Below are 16,768 nucleotides of genomic sequence, written 5' to 3' on the forward strand. Positions count from 1 at the left end.
CTCCCGGACAAACGAAAACGTCCCGGAGGCGGACCTCCGGGACGTCTCGTCTTCTGGCTGCCTCGCCGGTCAGTCCGGCAGGCGGAACCGGACCGTGAAGGTCACCCGCGCGCCGGTGGCGGCGCCGTCGACCTCGCGGGGCGACACCCGGGCCCGGCGGGCGCCGGCGAGGGCCGCCTGACCGAAGCCGGCTCCCGAGGGATCCTCCGACTCGATCCGGCAGTCCGTCATGCTGCCGTTCGGCTGCACCAGGCAGTTGAGGGCGACGGACCCGCTCTCCACGCCACGGGAAAGGGCGCGTTCCGGGAACTCCACGGTCGGCTGACGCGACCAGCTGGGGTTCCGGATCACCGACGGCCGCGGCGGAGCCGGGGGAGCCGGCGGCGGCGGCGGGCCGGGGACGATCACGGGCGGACCCGTATACTCGACCCGATCCTCCTTCTTGGTCGGCTCGATCGGCAGCGTCACCGGGGGCGGCGGCGCGTTCGGAACGGCGACCGGCGGGCGCACCTGCAGCTTGGGCGGCGGGGGCGTGTCCGGCGGCGGCGGCGGCGGCGGCGGAGGCGGAGGCGGCGGAACCGGCTCGATGATCTCCACGTCGACCGCCTCGTCCGAGTACTCCTTCATCTGGATCTCGAACCGGGCCTTCATGAAGTAGAAGGCCATGATCGCGAACAGGACGGAGACGACGACCAGGCTGGTGATCACGACGCCCATGGGCGCCTTGGTCTTCGGCGGGTCGTATCTGGACCGGTGGTATTCGATATCAGTCATGCTTTCACCCGGTCCTACTGCGTCGACGTGTCCTCGCCGACCAGGGCCACGGAATAGAAGCCGTTGTCCTGGAGCGAGTTCATGACCTGCATGAAGTCGCCGTAGCGAGTCTGCTGGTCGGCGCGGATGAAGATACGCTCATCCGCCGGGTTGCGACGTCCGATCTGCGAGGACAGTTCAGAGCCGACGGAGTCGATGTCCACCGGGAAGTCGCCGATGTAGGCCCGACCGTTGTCCTGGATGGACACATAGATCGGCACCGGCGGGTTCTCTGCGGGCGGCGCGACGGCCCGGGGCAGTTTCACCTCAACGTTCACGCTGGCGAGCGGGGCCGCCACCATGAAGATGATGAGCAGAACAAGCATGATGTCCACGAACGGCGTGACGTTGATCTCGCTGTTCTGCTCGATGGCGTACTTGCCGCCGCCGCCGCCTGAAATCTTGGCGGCCATCCGGGTTACGCCCCCTTGTCGAGGTTACGCGAGATCGCGTTCATCAGCTCGGCGTTGAAGCCGTCCGAACGGGTGCCGTAGGCCGCGATGCGCGTGTTGAAGTAGTTGTAGAAGATAACCGCCGGGATAGCGGCGAACAGACCGATGCCGGTGGCGAGCAGGGCCTCGGCGATGCCGGGGGCCACGACGGCCAGGTTGGTCGTGTTGGTGTTCGCGATGCCGATGAACGAGCGCATGATCCCGTACACGGTGCCGAACAGACCGATGAACGGACCGGTCGAACCCACCGAGGCGAGGAACTGCTGGCCGCCCGACAGGCGCTTGGCCAGGCCCGACTGCACCGCCGACACGGCGGTCTGGGCGCGGTAGAGGGCCGAGTCGCGGTGGTCGCCGGTCACGGACAGGCCGGCCTGACGCGACAGCTCGATCTCGTCGGTCGCCGCGGCGGCCATGTCGGCCAGCGGGTTGCCTTCGTACTCTTCCGAGATGGCCACCCGCCGCATGTCGGCGATGGTGCGGGCGCCGCGGAAGGTTTCGAGGAACTGGTCGGTCTTGCGGTTCAGGGCGCCGAACTCGAACAGCTTGATCAGCAGCAGGGTCCACGAGAAGACCGAGGCGAGCACGAGGCCGATCATCACGATCTTCACGACGATGTCCGCGTCCATGAACATGGTCGCGACGGTCAGTTCGCCGGCGTGCTCGCCGCCCACGCGGGCCGGTTCGCCGTCAGCCTCGCCGCCGGCGTCGGCCACGTCCGCCGGAGCGGCCGGGGTGGCGGCCGGAGCGGCCGGAGTGGTCGTCGCGGCCGCGGCGGCCGGATCGGCGGGCGCGGCGGCGTCCTGCGCGAGGACCGGCGTACCGGCCATCAGCACGGCGGCGCCGGCCATGGCCAGGAGGAGGTTGGTCTTCTTGATTTCGAACATAGGTCGCCAGTTCCTGCTTTGGTCTGACTCGTGGAACCCTGGAGACCGGCTGCAGATGCGGCCGCCCCCCGATGAAATGTCGCCCGCTTCGCCGGGGTTCGCGGAACCCCGATCTGCGGAACGCCTCCTGACGCTTCCGGTTGCCTGAAGGCCGCCGGGGCGGTGACGACGAAGCGCGGGAAACCATTTCCCCGCCCTCCCTCGGCCGCTCGCAAAGGAAAGCGGTCAAGCTCCTTTGGCGAACGCTTACCAGAGCGTCAAGTGCGCAACGGCGCTTTTCCCCCGACGGGGGAGCAAGCGCGTTCGTGGCCAAACGTTAAGGCCGAAAGCGACAATTTCATGTTGGGGCTACGCCGCTTTCCGACATGGGAAAGCGGGATGGTGCCTGGGGGCGGATTCGAACCACCGACACGCGGATTTTCAATCCGCTGCTCTACCAACTGAGCTACCCAGGCGAGCCGTCGCCTCGCGGGAGCGGCGTCTATAGGCGAGCCGTTTCCGGGAGGCAAGCGCTCTGATCAGTCTTCCTCGCCGGCCTCGCCGGGCCGTTCGTCGACGCTTTCGGGAATCGCGTAGCTGCCGGTGAACCAGCGCTGCAGATCCACGTCGGCGCAGCGCTTGGAGCAGAACGGCTTGTACTTCGGGACCGCCTCGTTGCGGCGGCAGATCGGGCAGGTGGCCATGGTCAGCCCTCCTCGATCAAAAAGGCCGCGGGGGCAATGGCCGCGTCGGCGCGGAGTTCCGCGCGCGGCCCCAGCCGCGCCGCGAGCGGCGCGGCGATCGCCGCCTCCTCCGGCGCGCACCTTGCCCGCACCCGCGGGCTGCCCGTCTCCGACAACAGCGCCAGGCGCAGCGCCCGGACCACGTCCTGGGCGCGATGCTCGACCTTTCTCCGCCCGTCGGGCCCGTTGAAGATCTCCTCCAGCGGCGTCCGGCCCCACGGCAGGCTGACCTGCAGCAGGCCGAAGCGGCTGACCGGGCCATAGCCGATGGCGGGGTCGTCGCCGAAGGCCCGCCGGGCGGCGGCCTGGATGGCGGGCCCGTCGTGCCCGGTTCCGATCAGGTCGATGACGACCAGGCCCGCCCACCGCTTCAGTCGCAGCAGTCGCGCCGTCTGCGCCAGTCCCTGCCGGTTGGCCCGCTCCCGCGCCTTGCCTCCCGTCGCCAGACCCCGCCCCGGCGCGAGATCGAAATCCACCGCCACCAGGGCGCGGGTGCGCTCAATCATCAGGTCGAGGCCGGTGTCGGGGAATAGCGCGCCGGGAGACGCGGCCTCCTCCTCCGCCTCGATCCCGGCCCGGATCGCGGCGGGGCCGGTCGCGGGCTCGACGCCGGGCGCCAGCGCCGCCAGCGTCTCGCGCACCCCGGGGGCGGGCCGCAGCAGGCGCGGCGGCCCTACGGCCGGCCCGACCAGTCGCAGCGTCGGCCCCTTCGTCTCGCGCGGCTCGGCGACCACCTCGACCTCGACCCGCGCCCCCTCTCCCGCCCGCGCGCCGCCGCGGAACGGGAGGAAGCCGTGGGCCGCCGCGCCCAGGTCGACGAAGGCGCCCTTCAGGCCGTCAGGGACCTCGACCACGCGCCCGGCGACGCGGGCGCCGAGCCGGTGCGCCGCCAGGTCGTCCTCGCGTTCGATCAGAAGGTGTTCGAAGCGGCCGTCGCGGGCCACCACGCCCCGGATCTCGCCGGGCGTCTCGTCGAGGAAGACCTCGACGTCGCTCACGAGGCGCGCCAGCCGGCTCCCGCCAGCAGGTTGACGGTCTCGGGCTGCGGCAGCCCCATGACCGCAGGGTAGCTGCCGACGATTCGCGTCACGAAGGCGCCGGCGCGGCCCTGGATGCCATAGCCCCCGGCCTTCCCCTTCCATTCTCCCGAGGCGACGTAGGCGGCGATCTCGGCGTCGGACAGGACCTTGAAGGTCACCCGGGTGTCGACCACCCGATGGCGCACCTTGCCTCCCGCGGCCACGGCGACCCCGGTCAGCACCCGGTGATTGCGCCCGGAGAGCAGCCTCAGGAACCGCTCCGCCTCGGCCTCGTCGGCCGCCTTTTCCAGCAGCCGCCGGCCCACCGCCACCACCGTGTCGGCGGCCAGCACCACGGCGTCGGGCGACCGTGCGGCGACGGCGCCGGCCTTGCCGACGGCCAGCCGGGCCGCCAGCCGCGGCGGCGTCTCGCCCTTCTGCGGGCTTTCGTCGATGTCGGCGGGTTCGATTCGGTCGGGAACGATCCCGACCAGCGCCAGCAGTTCCACGCGGCGCGGGCTGGCGGAGGCCAGCACCAGTTCCGGACGGGCGGACACGCCCCGTCCTTACTTGAAGCGGTAGGTGATGCGGCCCTTGGTCAGGTCATAGGGCGTCATCTCGACCAGGACCTTGTCGCCGGCCAGCACGCGGATGCGGTTCTTGCGCATCTTGCCCGCGGTGTGGGCGATGATCTCGTGGTCGTTCTCGAGCGTCACGCGGAACGTCGCGTTCGGCAGCAGCTCGCTGACGACGCCGGGAAACTCGAGCAGTTCTTCCTTGGCCATGCGGCCTCCCACGCCCGGTGGACACCTGTAATCGCCGCGCGCCGGGCGGAGCGCGCGTCGAAGGTGCGGGCATATGCCTTAAATCGCGCCAGTAGTCGAGGGAGGCGGCCGATCGGCCAATCCGGGCGCATGAAAAGTGGTTGGTGGCTGGTGGTTAGTAGCTGAACCGGCGACGCCCGTCTTGACGCCGCGGCCTGTCCCGGGCGACGTCCACTAATCACCGGCCACAATCACTAACCACAGCGGGCGCGCAGCGCCGTTCAGCGCCGGTAAAGCGCCGTCACCAGGGTGAACAATCGCCGCGCCGTCTCGTGGTCGACCACGATCTTGCCCTCCAGCCGCGACTTGAGCAGCTCGGCGCCGTCGTTGTGCAGCCCGCGCCGGCCCATGTCGACGGCCTCGATCTTGCCCGCGTCGGCCCCGCGCAGCACTTCATAGTAGCTGTCGCAGATGTCGATGTAGTCCTTCACCGCCTTCTTCAGCGGCGTCAGCGACAGGCCGTGGGCCCTCGAGAAGTCCGGGCCGGTCACGTCCAGCACCAGCCGTCCGTCCACCAGCGACAGGGTCAGGCGATACGGCCCTTCGGACGCGCCGACCGGCTGGAAACTGTTCTTCTCCAGCAGATCGAAGATCGCCACCCGCCGCTCGTGCTCGATCTCGGCCGAGGCCGGCGGCAGGGTGACGGGGTCGAGGTCGACGGAGACCAGCCGATGCCCGCTCACGAAGCCGTCGCCCCGGCGTCCGGCTCCTCGACGGGATGCGCCGGCGCGGTGTCCACCGGCCAGCGTTCCGACAGGTCGGTCAGCACCGCGTCAAGGCACTCGACGTCGATCCGCAGGTCGCCGCCGCCGGCGAACATCAGCAGCACCGCCCCGCCCGGCGCCTCGCCGGGCTCGAAGTCGATGGCCAGCAGCTCCAGCGCCTGCTCCGGGGCCCGCGGCAGGCGCCGGCTCTTCACCGCCTCGACGTCGCCGAACTGCATCGCGGCCCGCACCCGGGTCCCGCCGCACTCCCAGCAGAACCGACTCAGGGCGACCGTCACCCGCCGGGCGGTGCGCTCCCAGACGATGTCCACCGGCCGCAGGATGGCGTCCTGCAGGGCGGCCGAGATGATCTGCAGGTCGTCAGCGTCCTCCGCGAGCAGGCGCAGCGGCTCGATCGCCGCCTTGTCCGCCCCGTCCTTCGCCGTCGCCTCAGTGCTCATGACCCTCGTCCCTGATCCGCCGGATCTCCGCGCCGCAGGCGCCCAGCTTCTCCTCCAGGCGCTCGAAACCGCGATCCAGATGATACACGCGTCCGACGGTCGTCTCACCCTGCGCCGCCAGGCCGGCGATCACGAGGCTGACCGAAGCCCGGAGGTCGGTGGCCATCACCGGCGCCCCATGCAGGGCCTCGACCCCGCGCACCACCGCCTCGCCGGCGTGGACGTGGATGTCCGCGCCCAGCCGGGCGAGCTCCGGCGCATGCATGAAGCGGTTCTCGAAGATGTTTTCGTGGATGACGCTCTCGCCCTCGGCCAGGGTCATCAGCGCCATGAACTGGGCCTGCAGATCGGTGGCGAAGCCCGGATAGACCTCGGTGGCCACGTTCACGGCCTTCAGCCGCACCGCCGGGTCGCGGCGCACGATCACGCCGTCCTCGGTCGGAACAATCTCCACCCCGGCCTCGACCATCTTCTCGGTCAGCGCCTGCATCAGCTCCGGGCGCGACCGCGTCAGCCGCACCTCGCCGCCCGCCATGGCCGCGGCCACGGCGTAGGAGCCCATCTCGATTCGGTCGGCGATCACGGGCCATTCGGCGCCGGTCAGCGACGTCACGCCGGTGATCACCAGTTCGTCGGTGTCCAGGCCCTCGACCTTCGCCCCCATCGCCATCAGGCAACGGGCCAGATCCCCGATCTCGGGCTCGCGCGCCGCGTTCTTCAGCACCGTCACGCCCTCCGCCAGCACCGCTGCCAGCAGGGCGTGCTCGGTGGCGCCGACCGAGACGAACGGAAACTCGATCTCGGCCCCCTTCAGCCCGTGCGGGGCGCGGGCGATGACATAGCCCTCGTCCAGCTCGATCTCGGCGCCCATGGCGGTCAGCGCCTGCAGGTGCAGGTCCACCGGCCGGGCCCCGATGGTGCAGCCGCCCGGCAGCGACACCTTGGCCTCGCCCGTGCGCGCCAGCAGCGGGCCGAGCACGTTGAAGCTGGCCCGCATCTGCCGCACGAGGTCGTAGGGAGCGAAGGTCGAGCGAATCTCGGCGGCGTGGAACAGGGTCTCCTGCTCCAGCCCCTCCCCGCGCTCGGTCACCTCCACGCCCAGCTCGCGCAGCAGCCGGCCGAGGAATTTGGTGTCCGCCAGCCGCGGCATATTGGTGAGGCGCAGGGGCTGGTCGGTGAGGATGGACGCCGCCATCAGCTTCAGGGCGGAATTCTTGGCGCCGCTGATCGGGATGGTCCCGTTCAGCGTGGCGCCGCCGGTGATGGCGATGCTGTCCATGTCGTCTCTTGCAGCCGGCCCATGAAGCGAAATGCCGGGGCCGCCGGGGGATCGGCTATCTAGCGCGGTCGGCGGCGCTTGCGAAAGGCCGCGTCAGGGCGGAGCCGATGACTTTCAGTTGCTCTGTCTTGCCGGCCGCGCGGCGATCTTGCGCCGGCGCAGGTTGGCGCGAAGGGCGGCGGCGAGGCGCAGGGCCTTCTCCGACTTCGCCTTGGGCGCCACAGGGGCGGGCGCGACCGGCTCGGGGGCCGGCGGCGTTTCGGGGGCGGGGATCGGAGCCTTGTCCATGAGTCGATTGGACCCGCTGGCAAACTTTTCCGCAAGCTGCCGAATTGGGGCTTCCCCACTTGTCCCCGGTTGGCTATAGGGCCCGCTCCTCAGGTTTCGCCGCCGTAGCTCAGTGGTAGAGCGCATCCTTGGTAAGGCTGAGGTCGGCAGTTCAATCCTGCCCGGCGGCACCACCACAGCAACGGGGCCCGGCTCATCGCCGGGCCCCGTTCGCGTTTGAAGCGCCTGCAGATTGAGGCGGCCTCGATCATCCGGACGATACGGGTGCGAGCCGGCCGGCGGCTCAGCCGCCCCGTCGGTCTTCCGGTCCGCCGCGGCGCTCTCCGCCCCGCCGGTCGGCTTCGCGGCGACCGCCGTTCAGCATCATCAACTCCAGCCGGATCTCGATGAGCCGCTGCTCCAGCGATCCCAGCGCCAGCAGCAGGATCGCCGCGCCCATGGCCGCGGCTTCGAAGGCCAGCGCCGTAACCGGCACGCCCACCCCCACCAGCTCGCTGGCCAGCAGGGTCAGCGCCAGCACCGCCGCCATCAGGCCGACGCCGTAGGCCCCGAGCATCTTCATCAGCGAGCGCATCGGCGCTTCGCGGTTGACCCGGGTGCCCGGCTTGCGCCGATCTCTCCCGCGCCGTTCGACGCGCACGCGCCGGTCCTCGGCCTGTTCGCGATTCTCGATTCGCCCGGCGACGCCGTCGGCTTCCATGGCCATGGCCGTTCCGCTCCCTTACTCGATCAGGCGGGCGCCGCCGCGCGGCCCCACCCCCGCCGGCACCGGCACGTCAGTGGCGTCGTAGTCGGCGTTGATGAACAGGGACGGAGATCCCTTCATCTGCATTTCCTTGGCCACGATCACGGTCCAGGCGCTGTCCCGGGCCACGTCCGCCGTGCCGTCGACGATCAGCCGCGCCGACGGCACGTAGATCACCCCCAGGAGGCTCTCGACGTGGTCGGCCGAAATGATGAAGTCCTGCCGGTTGTCGCGCATGGCGCCCATGACGATGCCGGCGTAGGGCCCGGTCTTGCGGCCGTCGAGGTTGACCTGCGCCCGGTCGGTGAAGTCGAACTTCGAGGCCGTGTCGAAGAACAGCGCCACGTCCTCGCCCTCCAGCCGGCCGTCCTCCTTCACCACCAGCGACCCCTTGAGGAAGAAGTGCTCACCCGGGGCCAGCAGGACTCGCGCCGTACCGGAGGCCTCGATGCCGCCGCAGTGCCGGCCGGCGGGGACATGGTGGGTCCCCGATGAGACCTTCACCCGGTTGGCCATCTCGACCACGGTGCACAGCAACCCCAGCGGGCCTTGCCGCTCGAGGTCGAGGTCGGCGAACGGATCCGCGATCGGCGCGGCCCCGGTGCTGGCCGACGGGCTGATCGAGCCTCCGGCCGTGGTCACCGCCTGCACCGAGGCGGCCGAGATGTTGCCGCCCTCCACGAGGATGTCGCGGTTGGAGTGCACCAGGCACGCCGGCGCCTTCATCTGGCCCGCGTCCTTGATGTTCAGCAACTTGGCGCCGTTGGAGCCGCTGATCAGCACGCACAACGGCGTCAGGCCCGCGGTCGAGGCGGTGGCGTCGCCGACGAAGTTCCAGCCACCCGGCGGCAGCATGTTGGCGAAGAAGGAGGTGCGGTGCCCGCGCAGCAGCACGCGGATGGCCCGCTGTCCGCCGCGGTCCAGAATTTCGTAGCTGGCCTCGTAGGTGGGGGCCTCGGCCCATTCCTCCATCTGACCGCGGACGAACGCGTCGGCCCGCTCGCGCGCCGCTGAGCCGTCTGTGGCCAGCGCCAGCGCCGGCGCTCCGGCCAGCGCCGCCGCGTCGGCGATCGACTGCAACCGCCCCTTCGCCGTGTGCACCGCCATCAGGTCGATCCCGCCGACCCCGAGCAGCATCACGGCCGGTCCGATCATCGCGAATTTGAGCGCGATCGATCCGCGCTCCGACCGGCGCAGCCGATCGGCGAACCCGAGCACGCGGCGAAGGACTCGTGGAATCATGCCGCCTCCGCCGCGCGTTCGGCGGTGGCGCGGCGCTCGGCGCGCAGCACATAGCGGATCTGGTAGGTCAGCAGCCGCCAGTTCAGCGGCTTCATCACGAACGAGGTCGCCCCCAGGTGGAAGCAGCGGTCGATGGCTTCGACGTCCTCGCGCCCGGTCTGCACGATCACCGGCGCCTCGCGCAGCGCCGGGTCGGCGCGCATCCGCTCCAGCACGGTGAAGCCGTCCACGCCGGGCATCTCGAGGTCGAGCAGGATCAGGTCGTAGCGTTGCGAGGCCATCCGCTGCAGGGCCTCCTCGCCGCCGGCGGCGACGTCGACATGGGTGGCGGGCGATTCCAGGTTCACCTGGGCGAATTCGCGCAGGATCGGGTCGTCGTCGACGAACAGCAACCGCGCCTCGTCCTCAAGGACGTAAAAGAAACCACTCATCGGGACCCTCCTCGGGGCGTCGCACTGTTCGCCCCAGTCCCCCAATGGCACAACCATTAAGCGTCGAGTCATTAAGGGACGGTATAGCTTCGGTAATCTGAAGTCGGGGGGCGAAGCTTGACCGTAGTGAGACCCGCCAAATACCGGGGTTCGATCCGCCGAAAACTGGTCGGCCTGGTTCTCGCCGCCCTGACGACCACCGCGGTTGTTACGGCGACGCTTATGGGCTGGACCGACGCCCGCCGTCAGACCGATCTCGAGACGGAACGCCTCACCCAGACCGCCAAGGTGATCGGCTCCCTCGCCTCCGATTCCGTGCGCCAGGGCGACCGCGCCGGCGCCTTCGCCGCCCTCCGCTCCATCGCCCAGACCCCCGACGTCACCTACGGCCGCATCCAGCTCGAGGACGGCCGACTGGTAGCCGAGACCGGCGGCGGCGTCCGTCTGCAATCCGACACGCGCGTCGAGGACGGCGCCGGCGCCTCGGTCTGGTCGGTGCTCAACACCGGCACCATCGAAGTGGTCGCGCCCGTCGTCAGCCAGGGCGAAACCGTGGGCCGCATCACCCTTCTGGCCGAGACGCCCGGGCTGCGCGGCCGTGTGCTCGGCTCCGTGCTGATCTCCCTGCTCGGCGCCGGCGTCGCCGCGCTCGCCGGCCTGTTCATCGCCCTGCGCCTCGCCCGTCGCATCAGCGACCCGATCGTCCGCCTCGCGGCCTTCACCAACACCGTGCGCGTGTCGGGCGACTACTCGGCCGATCCCGACATCGCCGCCGACGGCGAGGTCGCCGACCTTGTCGCCGGCCTGCGCGACATGCTGGGCGGCCTGCGCGAGCGCGACCGGCGCATCGCCGACCACGTCGCCGGCCTCGAGACCCAGGTCGCCGAACGCACCGCCGAGCTGTCCGAGGCCAAGGCCGCCGCGGAGGCCGCCAACGCCGCCAAGTCCGACTTCCTCGCGGTCATGAGCCACGAGATCCGCACGCCGATGAACGGCATCCTCGCGCTCAGCGAACTGCTGGCGAAATCCGACCTGCCGGACCGCCAACGCCGCTACGCCGACGTCATCGCCAAGTCCGGCAAGTCGCTGATCAGCATCATCAACGACATTCTCGACTTCTCGAAGGTCGAGGCGGGCAAGATGGAGCTCGAAAGCATCGAGACCAATCTCGCCGACGTCGCCGAGGACGTCGCCAGCCTGTTCACGGAACGAGCCGGGGCCAAGGGTCTGGACCTCGCCGTCTATGTCGACCCGCGCCTCGGCCCGGTGCTCGCCGACCCCACCCGCCTCCGTCAGGTGATCAGCAACCTGGTCAACAACGCCATCAAGTTCACCGAGACCGGCGGCGTGCTGATCCGCATCGAGCCGGCCGCCGACGGCGCCGGGATCGAGGCGGCGATCATCGACACCGGCCCGGGCATCCCGGCCGACAAGCTGCCCAAGCTGTTCGAGGCCTTCTCCCAGGAGGACCAGAGCACCACCCGCAAGCACGGCGGCACCGGCCTCGGCCTCGCCATCTGCGACCGGCTGGTCAAGGCCATGGGGGGCGACTGGAAGCTGGCCAGCGAGGAGGGCGTCGGCTCCAGCTTCGGCTTTGTCGTTCCCCTCGCCCCGGTCGGCGGCGCCCCCGAACTCCCCGTCTTCGCCCCGGACTGGACCGCGGCGCTGACCGGCGATGCGCCCCGCTCGGTCGAGGCGGTCGGCCTCTATCTCGACGCGCTGGGCGTGGCCCGCGCCGACGATCCCGCCGGCGCCGTGCTCGTCGCCGAGGCCGGGGCCCTGCGCCTGGACTTCCCCGGCGCCGACGACGCCCGGACGGGCTGGACCCTGTCGGCCCCGGTCCGCCGGGTCGAGCTGATCCGCGCCCTCGCCGCCCTGCAGGCCGGCGAGAGCCCGACCGCCGAAACCGCCGCGGCCGAGGCCGAGGCGCTCTCCTTCCCCGGCGCGCGGGTGCTGGTCGTCGACGACTCCGAGGTCAACCGCGAGGTCGCCGGCGAGGCCCTGTCGCGTCTCGGCGCGGCCGCGGACTTCGCCGAGGACGGCGTCGAGGCGGTCGAGGCGCTGCGGGCCGGCTCGTGGGATCTGGTCCTCATGGACGGCTCCATGCCCCGTCTCGACGGCTTCGAAGCCACCCGGCTGATCCGCGAGGAAGAAGCCCGCGACGGCCGGCCTCGCGCCGCCATCCTCGCCCTCACCGCCCACGTGGTCGGCACGGCGGCCGACGCCTGGAAGGCGGCCGGCATGGACGGCGTCATTCACAAGCCCTTCATCCTGCAGGATCTGTCGCGGGCCCTGCAGCAGCACTGCGGCCGCTTCGCCGTCGCCGGCGCGGTCCCCGAGGCGACGCAGCCGGACGCGACTCCGCCGCCGCAGGCCGACGACGACCTGTTCGATCCCGCCCTGCGCGGCGAGCTCAGGACTATGGCCGAGAACGGCCGCGCCGACTTCGTGGCCCGCGTCGAGGGCCTCTACGCCGAGAACGCTCCCCTCCGCCTCGCGGACGTCCGGGCCGCCGCCGACGCCGGCGATCTCGAGGCCCTCGCCCGGGCCGCCCACGCCCTCAAGTCGATGAGTCTCAGCCTCGGCGCCCGCGCCGTGGCCAGCGCCGCCTCCGCCATGGAGACCGCGGCGCGGCGTGGCGAGTGCGCGCCCGACTCGGTGGAGGCGCTCGCCGCCCTGCTGGACCGGACGCTCGAGGCCATGGGCGCCTCCGCGGCCGCCGCGCCCGCCGATCCCGCGACCGCCCTGCGTCGGGCCATCGCGGACGGCGAGCTCGACGTCGTCTTCCAGCCGATGATGGATCGCACGGGGGCCTTCTCCGGCAAGGTCGAGGCGCTGGTGCGCTGGACCACCGCCGCGGGCCTGCGCCGTCCGCCCGACGAGTTCGTACCCGAGTTCGAGGCCGCCGGCGCCATCGAGCACCTCACCGACTTCGTGCTGGAGCGGGCCATGCGGGTGGTCGGCGCCCGCGACGACGTCCGGGTCTCCGTCAACGCCTCCGCCGGCGAGTTCCAGCGCCCCGATTTCGCCGACCGGGTGCGCGCCGCCGCCGGCCGCGCGGACTTCCCGCTGGATCGTCTCGAGATCGAGGTCACGGAGACCGCCATCCTCGACATCGACCAGGCCCGGCCGACGCTCGACCGGCTCGGCGCGCTCGGCGTGGGCGTGGCGCTGGACGACTTCGGGGCCGGCTACACCAGCCTGCACGCCCTGCGCGAGCTGCGCTTCACGACGCTGAAGATCGACCGCAGCTTCGTCGAGCGCTGCGTGGACGACACCGCCTCCGCGGCGATCATCCATGCGGTCATCGCCGTGGGCCGTTCGCTCGGCATGCAGGTGGTGTGCGAAGGCGTCGAGACGCCCGAGCAGGCGCGCTTCCTGCGCACCGCCGGCGTCCACCTCATCCAGGGCTGGGTCTACGCCCGCGCCGGCGCCTTCGAGGACCTGCCGCCAGCCGGTGCGGCGGCCGCATGACGTTAATCAATCCCGTTTCGGAAATCGCAGGGCTTTCGGGCGATCCTTCGCTCCAGAGGTTAGCATGGCCATAGTTCTCGTAGTCGACGACGATCCCACCATCCGCGCCATCGTGACCGAGCTCCTGCGCGAGGAGCGACACGCCATCATCGAGGCGGCCGACGGCGACGAGGCCCTGCGGGCGCTCGACGCCACCCCGGCCGAACTCGTGGTGCTCGACATGCTGATGCCCAACCGCGACGGGCTGGAGACGATCATGGAGATTCGCCGTCGGCACCCGGCGGTGCGGATTCTCGCGATCTCTTCCGGCGGCAATATCGGGGTCGGCAACCTGCTCAACATGGCGCGGGTGTTCGGCGCGGACGAAACACTGGCCAAGCCCCTGTCGTTCACCACCTTCGCCGATACTGTGAACCGGCTGCTGAACGCGCCGACAACGGCCCCGAGCCCCTTCGCCAGCCAGGCCTGACCGGCGTCAGGGCGCGGGCGGCTGTTCCGCCGTCGTCCAGCGCCGCGGCGGCCCGTCCGGCCGCATCACCCGCCGTTCCCAGGCCGTCGCCGCGCCCGGCCGGTAACCGGGAAAGGCGTAGCCGGCATCGTCCAGCCGCGGATCGTCCCAGTCGCCGTAGCGATAGCCGTAATAGCCGTTCTCGACCTGCCGGAAGCTCACATCCAGCCGGCCGTCCTCGCCGATCGGCAGCGACACCGCCGCGCCGTAGTCGCGATAGCCCTCGCTGCCCACGGTCACGCTGAACTGGCTGTGCATCTCGCGATCGTCGGCCATGCCGCCTTCGATCCAGGGCGTGGCGGCGGGCGCGCGCGAGGCCAGCCAGCGTTCGATCTGTTGATCGGTGCTCAGGCCGTGCGGGGCGGCGTCCTGGGCCGCCCCGTCCACCGAGGGCGCCTCGGGGACGGCGGCGACGTCCAGCGTCACCGGCGTCTCCGGCGCTGTGGCCATCGCGCCCTGGGGGTCGCTGCCCAGGACAGCGGCCGCCGCCAGCAGGGTGATCAACATGCGCCGGACTCCTGTGTCGCTCCCACCCTGACCCCTAATGCGGCCAAAGTCAGGCTTTTCCGTCGCCGCGGCCCAGCGGGTCCGGCAGCGCCTCGCCATCCGCGACGAAGCTCAGGGCCACGGAATTGATGCAGTAGCGCAGCCCCGTCGGCGGCGGTCCGTCCGGGAAAACGTGCCCCTGGTGGCTGCCGCAGCGCGCGCAGCGGGTCTCCGTGCGCACCATGCCGTAGCTTTCGTCGCGCACCGCTGTCACGTGCGCGGGGTCGACCGGCTCGGTGAAGCTGGGCCAGCCGGTGCCGCTCTCGAACTTGGTCCGGCTGCGGAACAGCGGCAGGCCGCACTCGCGGCAGCAGAACACCCCCGCCCGCTTCTCGCCCAGCAGGGTGCCGCAGAACGGGGCCTCGGTGCCGTGGGCCAGCAGCACCCGCTTCTCCTCGGGCGACAGGTCGGCTTCCAGCCGGGCCCGCTCCTCGTCGTCCGGGGGCATGAGGTCGAAGCCGGAGGCGGAGCGCAGCGTGTCGGTCATCCCTCCCACATAGGCGCCGCGTGCCGGCCCTTCCACCCGTCGACCCGCGCCCCGGGTGAACCAAATCCCTCCTCACGGATTGCCCGAGGACTGCTCAGCTTCAGGAGGCGGCCCATGGCGCCCGTACGCATGATCGGCACGGCCGTTCACCGGATCCTTCTCGCCTTCCCCACGGCCCTCTTCCCGGCCGCGCTCGTCACCGACATCGCCTATCTGCGCACCGCCCAGATGCAGTGGACCAACTTCTCCGCCTGGCTGATCGCCGGCGCCCTGGTCTTCTGCGGCGTGGTGCTGGCGTGGAGCCTGATCGAGCTGCTGCTGGCCCTCCGCGTCGACCGCCGGCGGCGGCGCCTGATCTACCCGGCCCTGCTGGCCGTCCTGTTCGTGCTCGGCCTGCTGAACGCCTTCAAGCACAGCCAGGACGCCTGGAGTTCCGTCGGCGCCTTCGGCCTCGTCCTGTCGATCCTGAGCACCCTTGTCGTCCTTGCCGCCGCCCTCGTGGCCTACTCCGGCATCCTCAACCGGGAGGTCGCCCGATGATCCGTTCCCTCGTCTGCGCCGCCGCCCTGCTCGCCGTCGCCGCCTGCGGCCGCAGCGATCCCGGTCTGGACCAGACCGGGCCGCAACCCGACCTCCCCGATGTCCGCGAGACCCTGCTGCCGCCGATGAAGATCGCCAAGCCGGTCGGCTGGGGCGACGAGGTCCCGACCGCGCCGGACGGCTACATCGTCACGGCCTTGGCCACGGACCTCAAGATCCCGCGCCAGATGCTGGTCCTGCCCAACGGCGACATCCTCGTCGCCGAGGGCCGCGGCGGCGGCGCGCCCGCGCTGCGCCCCAAGGACGTCATCGCCGGCGTGATCAAGAAGAAGGGCAACACCCGGGTCGAAAGCGGCGACCGCGTCACCCTGCTGCGCGACGCCGACGGCGACGGCCGCGCCGAGGTGCGCACCGTCTTCGTTGACGAACTGAACGCCCCCTACGGCCTCGCCTTCGTCGACGGCTACCTCTACGTGGCCGAGCAGGATCAGCTGGTCCGCTTCCCCTATCAGGACGGCCAGACCCGCATTACCGCCGCGCCCGAGCGGGTCACCCGCCTGCCCTCGCAGATCAATCACCACTGGACCAAGGCCCTGACCGCCAGCGCCGACGGCCAGACCCTCTACGTCGGCATCGGCTCCAACTCGAACGTCGGCGAGCGCGGCATGGCGGTGGAGGAGGAGCGGGCCGTGGTCTGGGCCGTGGACCGCGTCACCGGCGCCCGGCGCACCGTCGCCACCGGCATCCGCAATCCCACCGCCCTCGCCATCGAGCCGAACACCAGCGCCCTCTGGGCCGTGGTCAACGAGCGCGACGAGATCGGCCCGCAACTGGTCCCTGACTATCTGACCACGGTGCGCGAGGGGGCCTTCTACGGCTGGCCCTACAGCTACTGGGGCCAGAACGTCGACCCGCGGGTTCGGCCGCAGAAGCCCGAACTGGTCGCCCGCGCCGTCCGTCCCGACTACGCCCTCGGCTCCCACGTCGCCGCCCTCGGCCTGTCGTTCGCCCGCGACGGCGGCTTCGGCGGCCCATTCACGGAAGGCGCCTTCGTCGGCCAGCACGGCAGCTGGAACCGCCAGGACCTGGCCGGCTACAAGGTCGTCTGGGTGCCGTTCTCCGGCGGACGGCCCAGCGGCGAGCCGGTCGACTTCCTCACCGGCTTCCTCGATGGCGAGCGCGCCCGCGGCCGCCCGGTCGGCGTGGTCTTCGACCCGACCCGCCGCATCCTGCTGGTCGCCGACGACCTGTCGAACACGGTCTGGCGCGTGGCCCCGCGATCCGCAACGCAAACGGGCGGGAGCGTCGCCGCTCCCGCCCGCTGACGGTCTCGATTCAGAACGCTCCGA

General features: G+C 71.1%; 20 protein-coding genes and 2 tRNA genes. 5 read left to right on the forward strand and 17 right to left on the reverse strand.

Going from position 1 to position 16,768, the window contains the following annotated elements; genetic code table 11:
• Window positions 1–69 precede the first annotated feature (69 nt).
• The 12 genes from BM333_RS14285 to BM333_RS16035 all read right to left on the reverse strand — a co-directional run bounded on the left by BM333_RS14285 (window position 70) and on the right by BM333_RS16035 (window position 7,446).
• The gene (locus BM333_RS14285; protein ID WP_092313195.1) at window positions 70–774 is read right to left on the reverse strand and encodes a TonB family protein; all 705 of its coding nucleotides are present in this window, start codon (window positions 772–774) and stop codon (window positions 70–72) included.
• Window positions 775–788: 14 nt separating this feature from the next.
• Window positions 789–1,226, reverse strand: a complete 438-nt coding sequence (locus BM333_RS14290) for a biopolymer transporter ExbD (protein ID WP_092313198.1) — start codon at window positions 1,224–1,226, stop codon at window positions 789–791.
• 5 nt (window positions 1,227–1,231) lie between these two features.
• Window positions 1,232–2,149 (reverse strand): tonB-system energizer ExbB, encoded by a 918-nt coding sequence (gene exbB / locus BM333_RS14295; RefSeq protein WP_092313201.1) that lies wholly within the window; start codon window positions 2,147–2,149, stop codon window positions 1,232–1,234.
• Between the two features lie 379 nt (window positions 2,150–2,528).
• Window positions 2,529–2,604: transfer RNA gene (locus BM333_RS14300), tRNA-Phe, on the reverse strand.
• Window positions 2,605–2,667: 63 nt separating this feature from the next.
• Window positions 2,668–2,832 (reverse strand): DNA gyrase inhibitor YacG, encoded by a 165-nt coding sequence (locus BM333_RS14305; protein ID WP_092313204.1) that lies wholly within the window; start codon window positions 2,830–2,832, stop codon window positions 2,668–2,670.
• Between the two features lie 2 nt (window positions 2,833–2,834).
• On the reverse strand, window positions 2,835–3,869 hold the full coding sequence (locus BM333_RS14310; RefSeq protein WP_092313207.1) for a ribonuclease E/G: 1,035 nt from the start codon (window positions 3,867–3,869) through the stop codon (window positions 2,835–2,837).
• On the reverse strand, window positions 3,866–4,447 hold the full coding sequence (locus BM333_RS14315) for a Maf family protein (RefSeq protein WP_092313210.1): 582 nt from the start codon (window positions 4,445–4,447) through the stop codon (window positions 3,866–3,868). The genes BM333_RS14310 and BM333_RS14315 overlap by 4 nt, the downstream gene beginning before the upstream one ends.
• Window positions 4,448–4,456: 9 nt before the next feature.
• Window positions 4,457–4,675 carry a translation initiation factor IF-1 gene (gene infA, locus BM333_RS14320; protein WP_003164348.1) on the reverse strand — a complete coding sequence of 73 codons (219 nt, stop codon included), beginning with the start codon at window positions 4,673–4,675 and terminating at the stop codon, window positions 4,457–4,459.
• A gap of 260 nt (window positions 4,676–4,935) precedes the next feature.
• Entirely contained in the window at window positions 4,936–5,397 is a 462-nt protein-coding gene (locus BM333_RS14325; protein WP_092313213.1) for a UPF0262 family protein, read from the reverse strand.
• A complete protein-coding gene (locus BM333_RS14330) occupies window positions 5,394–5,879 on the reverse strand; it encodes a DUF2948 family protein (protein ID WP_092313216.1) in 486 nt (161 codons plus the stop codon). The genes BM333_RS14325 and BM333_RS14330 overlap by 4 nt, the downstream gene beginning before the upstream one ends.
• Window positions 5,869–7,158, reverse strand: coding sequence for a UDP-N-acetylglucosamine 1-carboxyvinyltransferase (murA, locus tag BM333_RS14335; protein ID WP_092313219.1), 1,290 nt, complete (start codon window positions 7,156–7,158; stop codon window positions 5,869–5,871). The genes BM333_RS14330 and murA overlap by 11 nt, the downstream gene beginning before the upstream one ends.
• A 114-nt stretch (window positions 7,159–7,272) precedes the next feature.
• Window positions 7,273–7,446 carry a hypothetical protein gene (locus BM333_RS16035; RefSeq protein ID WP_177221911.1) on the reverse strand — a complete coding sequence of 58 codons (174 nt, stop codon included), beginning with the start codon at window positions 7,444–7,446 and terminating at the stop codon, window positions 7,273–7,275.
• A 98-nt stretch (window positions 7,447–7,544) separates the two neighbouring features.
• On the opposite strand from BM333_RS16035, the gene BM333_RS14340 reads away from it, so the two are divergent.
• Window positions 7,545–7,619: transfer RNA gene (locus BM333_RS14340), tRNA-Thr, on the forward strand.
• A 110-nt stretch (window positions 7,620–7,729) separates the two neighbouring features.
• Here the strand turns inward: BM333_RS14340 and BM333_RS14345 are convergent.
• Genes BM333_RS14345 through BM333_RS14355 form a run of 3 tightly spaced genes read right to left on the reverse strand, consistent with a single transcriptional unit; the run spans window position 7,730 to window position 9,864 of the window.
• Window positions 7,730–8,152 carry a hypothetical protein gene (locus tag BM333_RS14345; RefSeq protein WP_092313222.1) on the reverse strand — a complete coding sequence of 141 codons (423 nt, stop codon included), beginning with the start codon at window positions 8,150–8,152 and terminating at the stop codon, window positions 7,730–7,732.
• Window positions 8,153–8,167: 15 nt separating this feature from the next.
• Complete coding sequence (locus tag BM333_RS14350) at window positions 8,168–9,433, reverse strand: TadE/TadG family type IV pilus assembly protein (RefSeq protein ID WP_092313224.1); 1,266 nt, start codon at window positions 9,431–9,433, stop codon at window positions 8,168–8,170.
• Window positions 9,430–9,864 carry a response regulator gene (locus BM333_RS14355; protein WP_092313227.1) on the reverse strand — a complete coding sequence of 145 codons (435 nt, stop codon included), beginning with the start codon at window positions 9,862–9,864 and terminating at the stop codon, window positions 9,430–9,432. The genes BM333_RS14350 and BM333_RS14355 overlap by 4 nt, the downstream gene beginning before the upstream one ends.
• Before the next feature lie 126 nt (window positions 9,865–9,990).
• On the opposite strand from BM333_RS14355, the gene BM333_RS14360 reads away from it, so the two are divergent.
• A complete protein-coding gene (locus BM333_RS14360) occupies window positions 9,991–13,338 on the forward strand; it encodes an EAL domain-containing protein (RefSeq protein WP_245777304.1) in 3,348 nt (1,115 codons plus the stop codon).
• Window positions 13,339–13,402: 64 nt separating this feature from the next.
• Window positions 13,403–13,807 (forward strand): response regulator, encoded by a 405-nt coding sequence (locus BM333_RS14365; RefSeq protein ID WP_092313233.1) that lies wholly within the window; start codon window positions 13,403–13,405, stop codon window positions 13,805–13,807.
• 6 nt (window positions 13,808–13,813) lie between these two features.
• Here BM333_RS14365 and BM333_RS14370 read toward each other — a convergent pair whose 3' ends face one another.
• Both BM333_RS14370 and msrB read right to left on the reverse strand, forming a co-directional pair.
• Window positions 13,814–14,353 (reverse strand): hypothetical protein, encoded by a 540-nt coding sequence (locus BM333_RS14370; protein WP_092313236.1) that lies wholly within the window; start codon window positions 14,351–14,353, stop codon window positions 13,814–13,816.
• A gap of 49 nt (window positions 14,354–14,402) precedes the next feature.
• Window positions 14,403–14,879 carry a peptide-methionine (R)-S-oxide reductase MsrB gene (gene msrB / locus BM333_RS14375; RefSeq protein WP_092313239.1) on the reverse strand — a complete coding sequence of 159 codons (477 nt, stop codon included), beginning with the start codon at window positions 14,877–14,879 and terminating at the stop codon, window positions 14,403–14,405.
• 114 nt (window positions 14,880–14,993) lie between these two features.
• Here msrB and BM333_RS14380 point away from each other — a divergent pair, with 114 nt between their 5' ends.
• On the forward strand, window positions 14,994–15,419 hold the full coding sequence (locus tag BM333_RS14380) for a DUF2231 domain-containing protein (protein ID WP_092313243.1): 426 nt from the start codon (window positions 14,994–14,996) through the stop codon (window positions 15,417–15,419).
• Window positions 15,416–16,744, forward strand: coding sequence for a PQQ-dependent sugar dehydrogenase (locus tag BM333_RS14385; RefSeq protein ID WP_092313246.1), 1,329 nt, complete (start codon window positions 15,416–15,418; stop codon window positions 16,742–16,744). Before BM333_RS14380 ends, BM333_RS14385 begins: the two co-directional genes overlap by 4 nt.
• Window positions 16,745–16,768: the final 24 nt, after the last annotated feature.

The organism is Brevundimonas viscosa, from assembly GCF_900116065.1.
GTDB lineage: Bacteria > Pseudomonadota > Alphaproteobacteria > Caulobacterales > Caulobacteraceae > Brevundimonas > Brevundimonas viscosa.

Coding starts and splice junctions, on each gene's coding strand:
- BM333_RS14285 (WP_092313195.1), bottom strand. CDS start 774: ATGACTGATATCGAATACCACCGGTCCAGATACGACCCGCCGAAGACC.
- BM333_RS14290 (WP_092313198.1), bottom strand. CDS start 1,226: ATGGCCGCCAAGATTTCAGGCGGCGGCGGCGGCAAGTACGCCATCGAG.
- exbB (WP_092313201.1), bottom strand. CDS start 2,149: ATGTTCGAAATCAAGAAGACCAACCTCCTCCTGGCCATGGCCGGCGCC.
- BM333_RS14305 (WP_092313204.1), bottom strand. CDS start 2,832: ATGGCCACCTGCCCGATCTGCCGCCGCAACGAGGCGGTCCCGAAGTAC.
- infA (WP_003164348.1), bottom strand. CDS start 4,675: ATGGCCAAGGAAGAACTGCTCGAGTTTCCCGGCGTCGTCAGCGAGCTG.
- BM333_RS14330 (WP_092313216.1), bottom strand. CDS start 5,879: ATGAGCACTGAGGCGACGGCGAAGGACGGGGCGGACAAGGCGGCGATC.
- murA (WP_092313219.1), bottom strand. CDS start 7,158: ATGGACAGCATCGCCATCACCGGCGGCGCCACGCTGAACGGGACCATC.
- BM333_RS16035 (WP_177221911.1), bottom strand. CDS start 7,446: ATGGACAAGGCTCCGATCCCCGCCCCCGAAACGCCGCCGGCCCCCGAG.
- BM333_RS14345 (WP_092313222.1), bottom strand. CDS start 8,152: ATGGCCATGGAAGCCGACGGCGTCGCCGGGCGAATCGAGAATCGCGAA.
- BM333_RS14350 (WP_092313224.1), bottom strand. CDS start 9,433: ATGATTCCACGAGTCCTTCGCCGCGTGCTCGGGTTCGCCGATCGGCTG.
- BM333_RS14355 (WP_092313227.1), bottom strand. CDS start 9,864: ATGAGTGGTTTCTTTTACGTCCTTGAGGACGAGGCGCGGTTGCTGTTC.
- BM333_RS14365 (WP_092313233.1), top strand. CDS start 13,403: ATGGCCATAGTTCTCGTAGTCGACGACGATCCCACCATCCGCGCCATC.
- BM333_RS14370 (WP_092313236.1), bottom strand. CDS start 14,353: ATGTTGATCACCCTGCTGGCGGCGGCCGCTGTCCTGGGCAGCGACCCC.
- msrB (WP_092313239.1), bottom strand. CDS start 14,879: ATGACCGACACGCTGCGCTCCGCCTCCGGCTTCGACCTCATGCCCCCG.
- BM333_RS14380 (WP_092313243.1), top strand. CDS start 14,994: ATGGCGCCCGTACGCATGATCGGCACGGCCGTTCACCGGATCCTTCTC.
- BM333_RS14385 (WP_092313246.1), top strand. CDS start 15,416: ATGATCCGTTCCCTCGTCTGCGCCGCCGCCCTGCTCGCCGTCGCCGCC.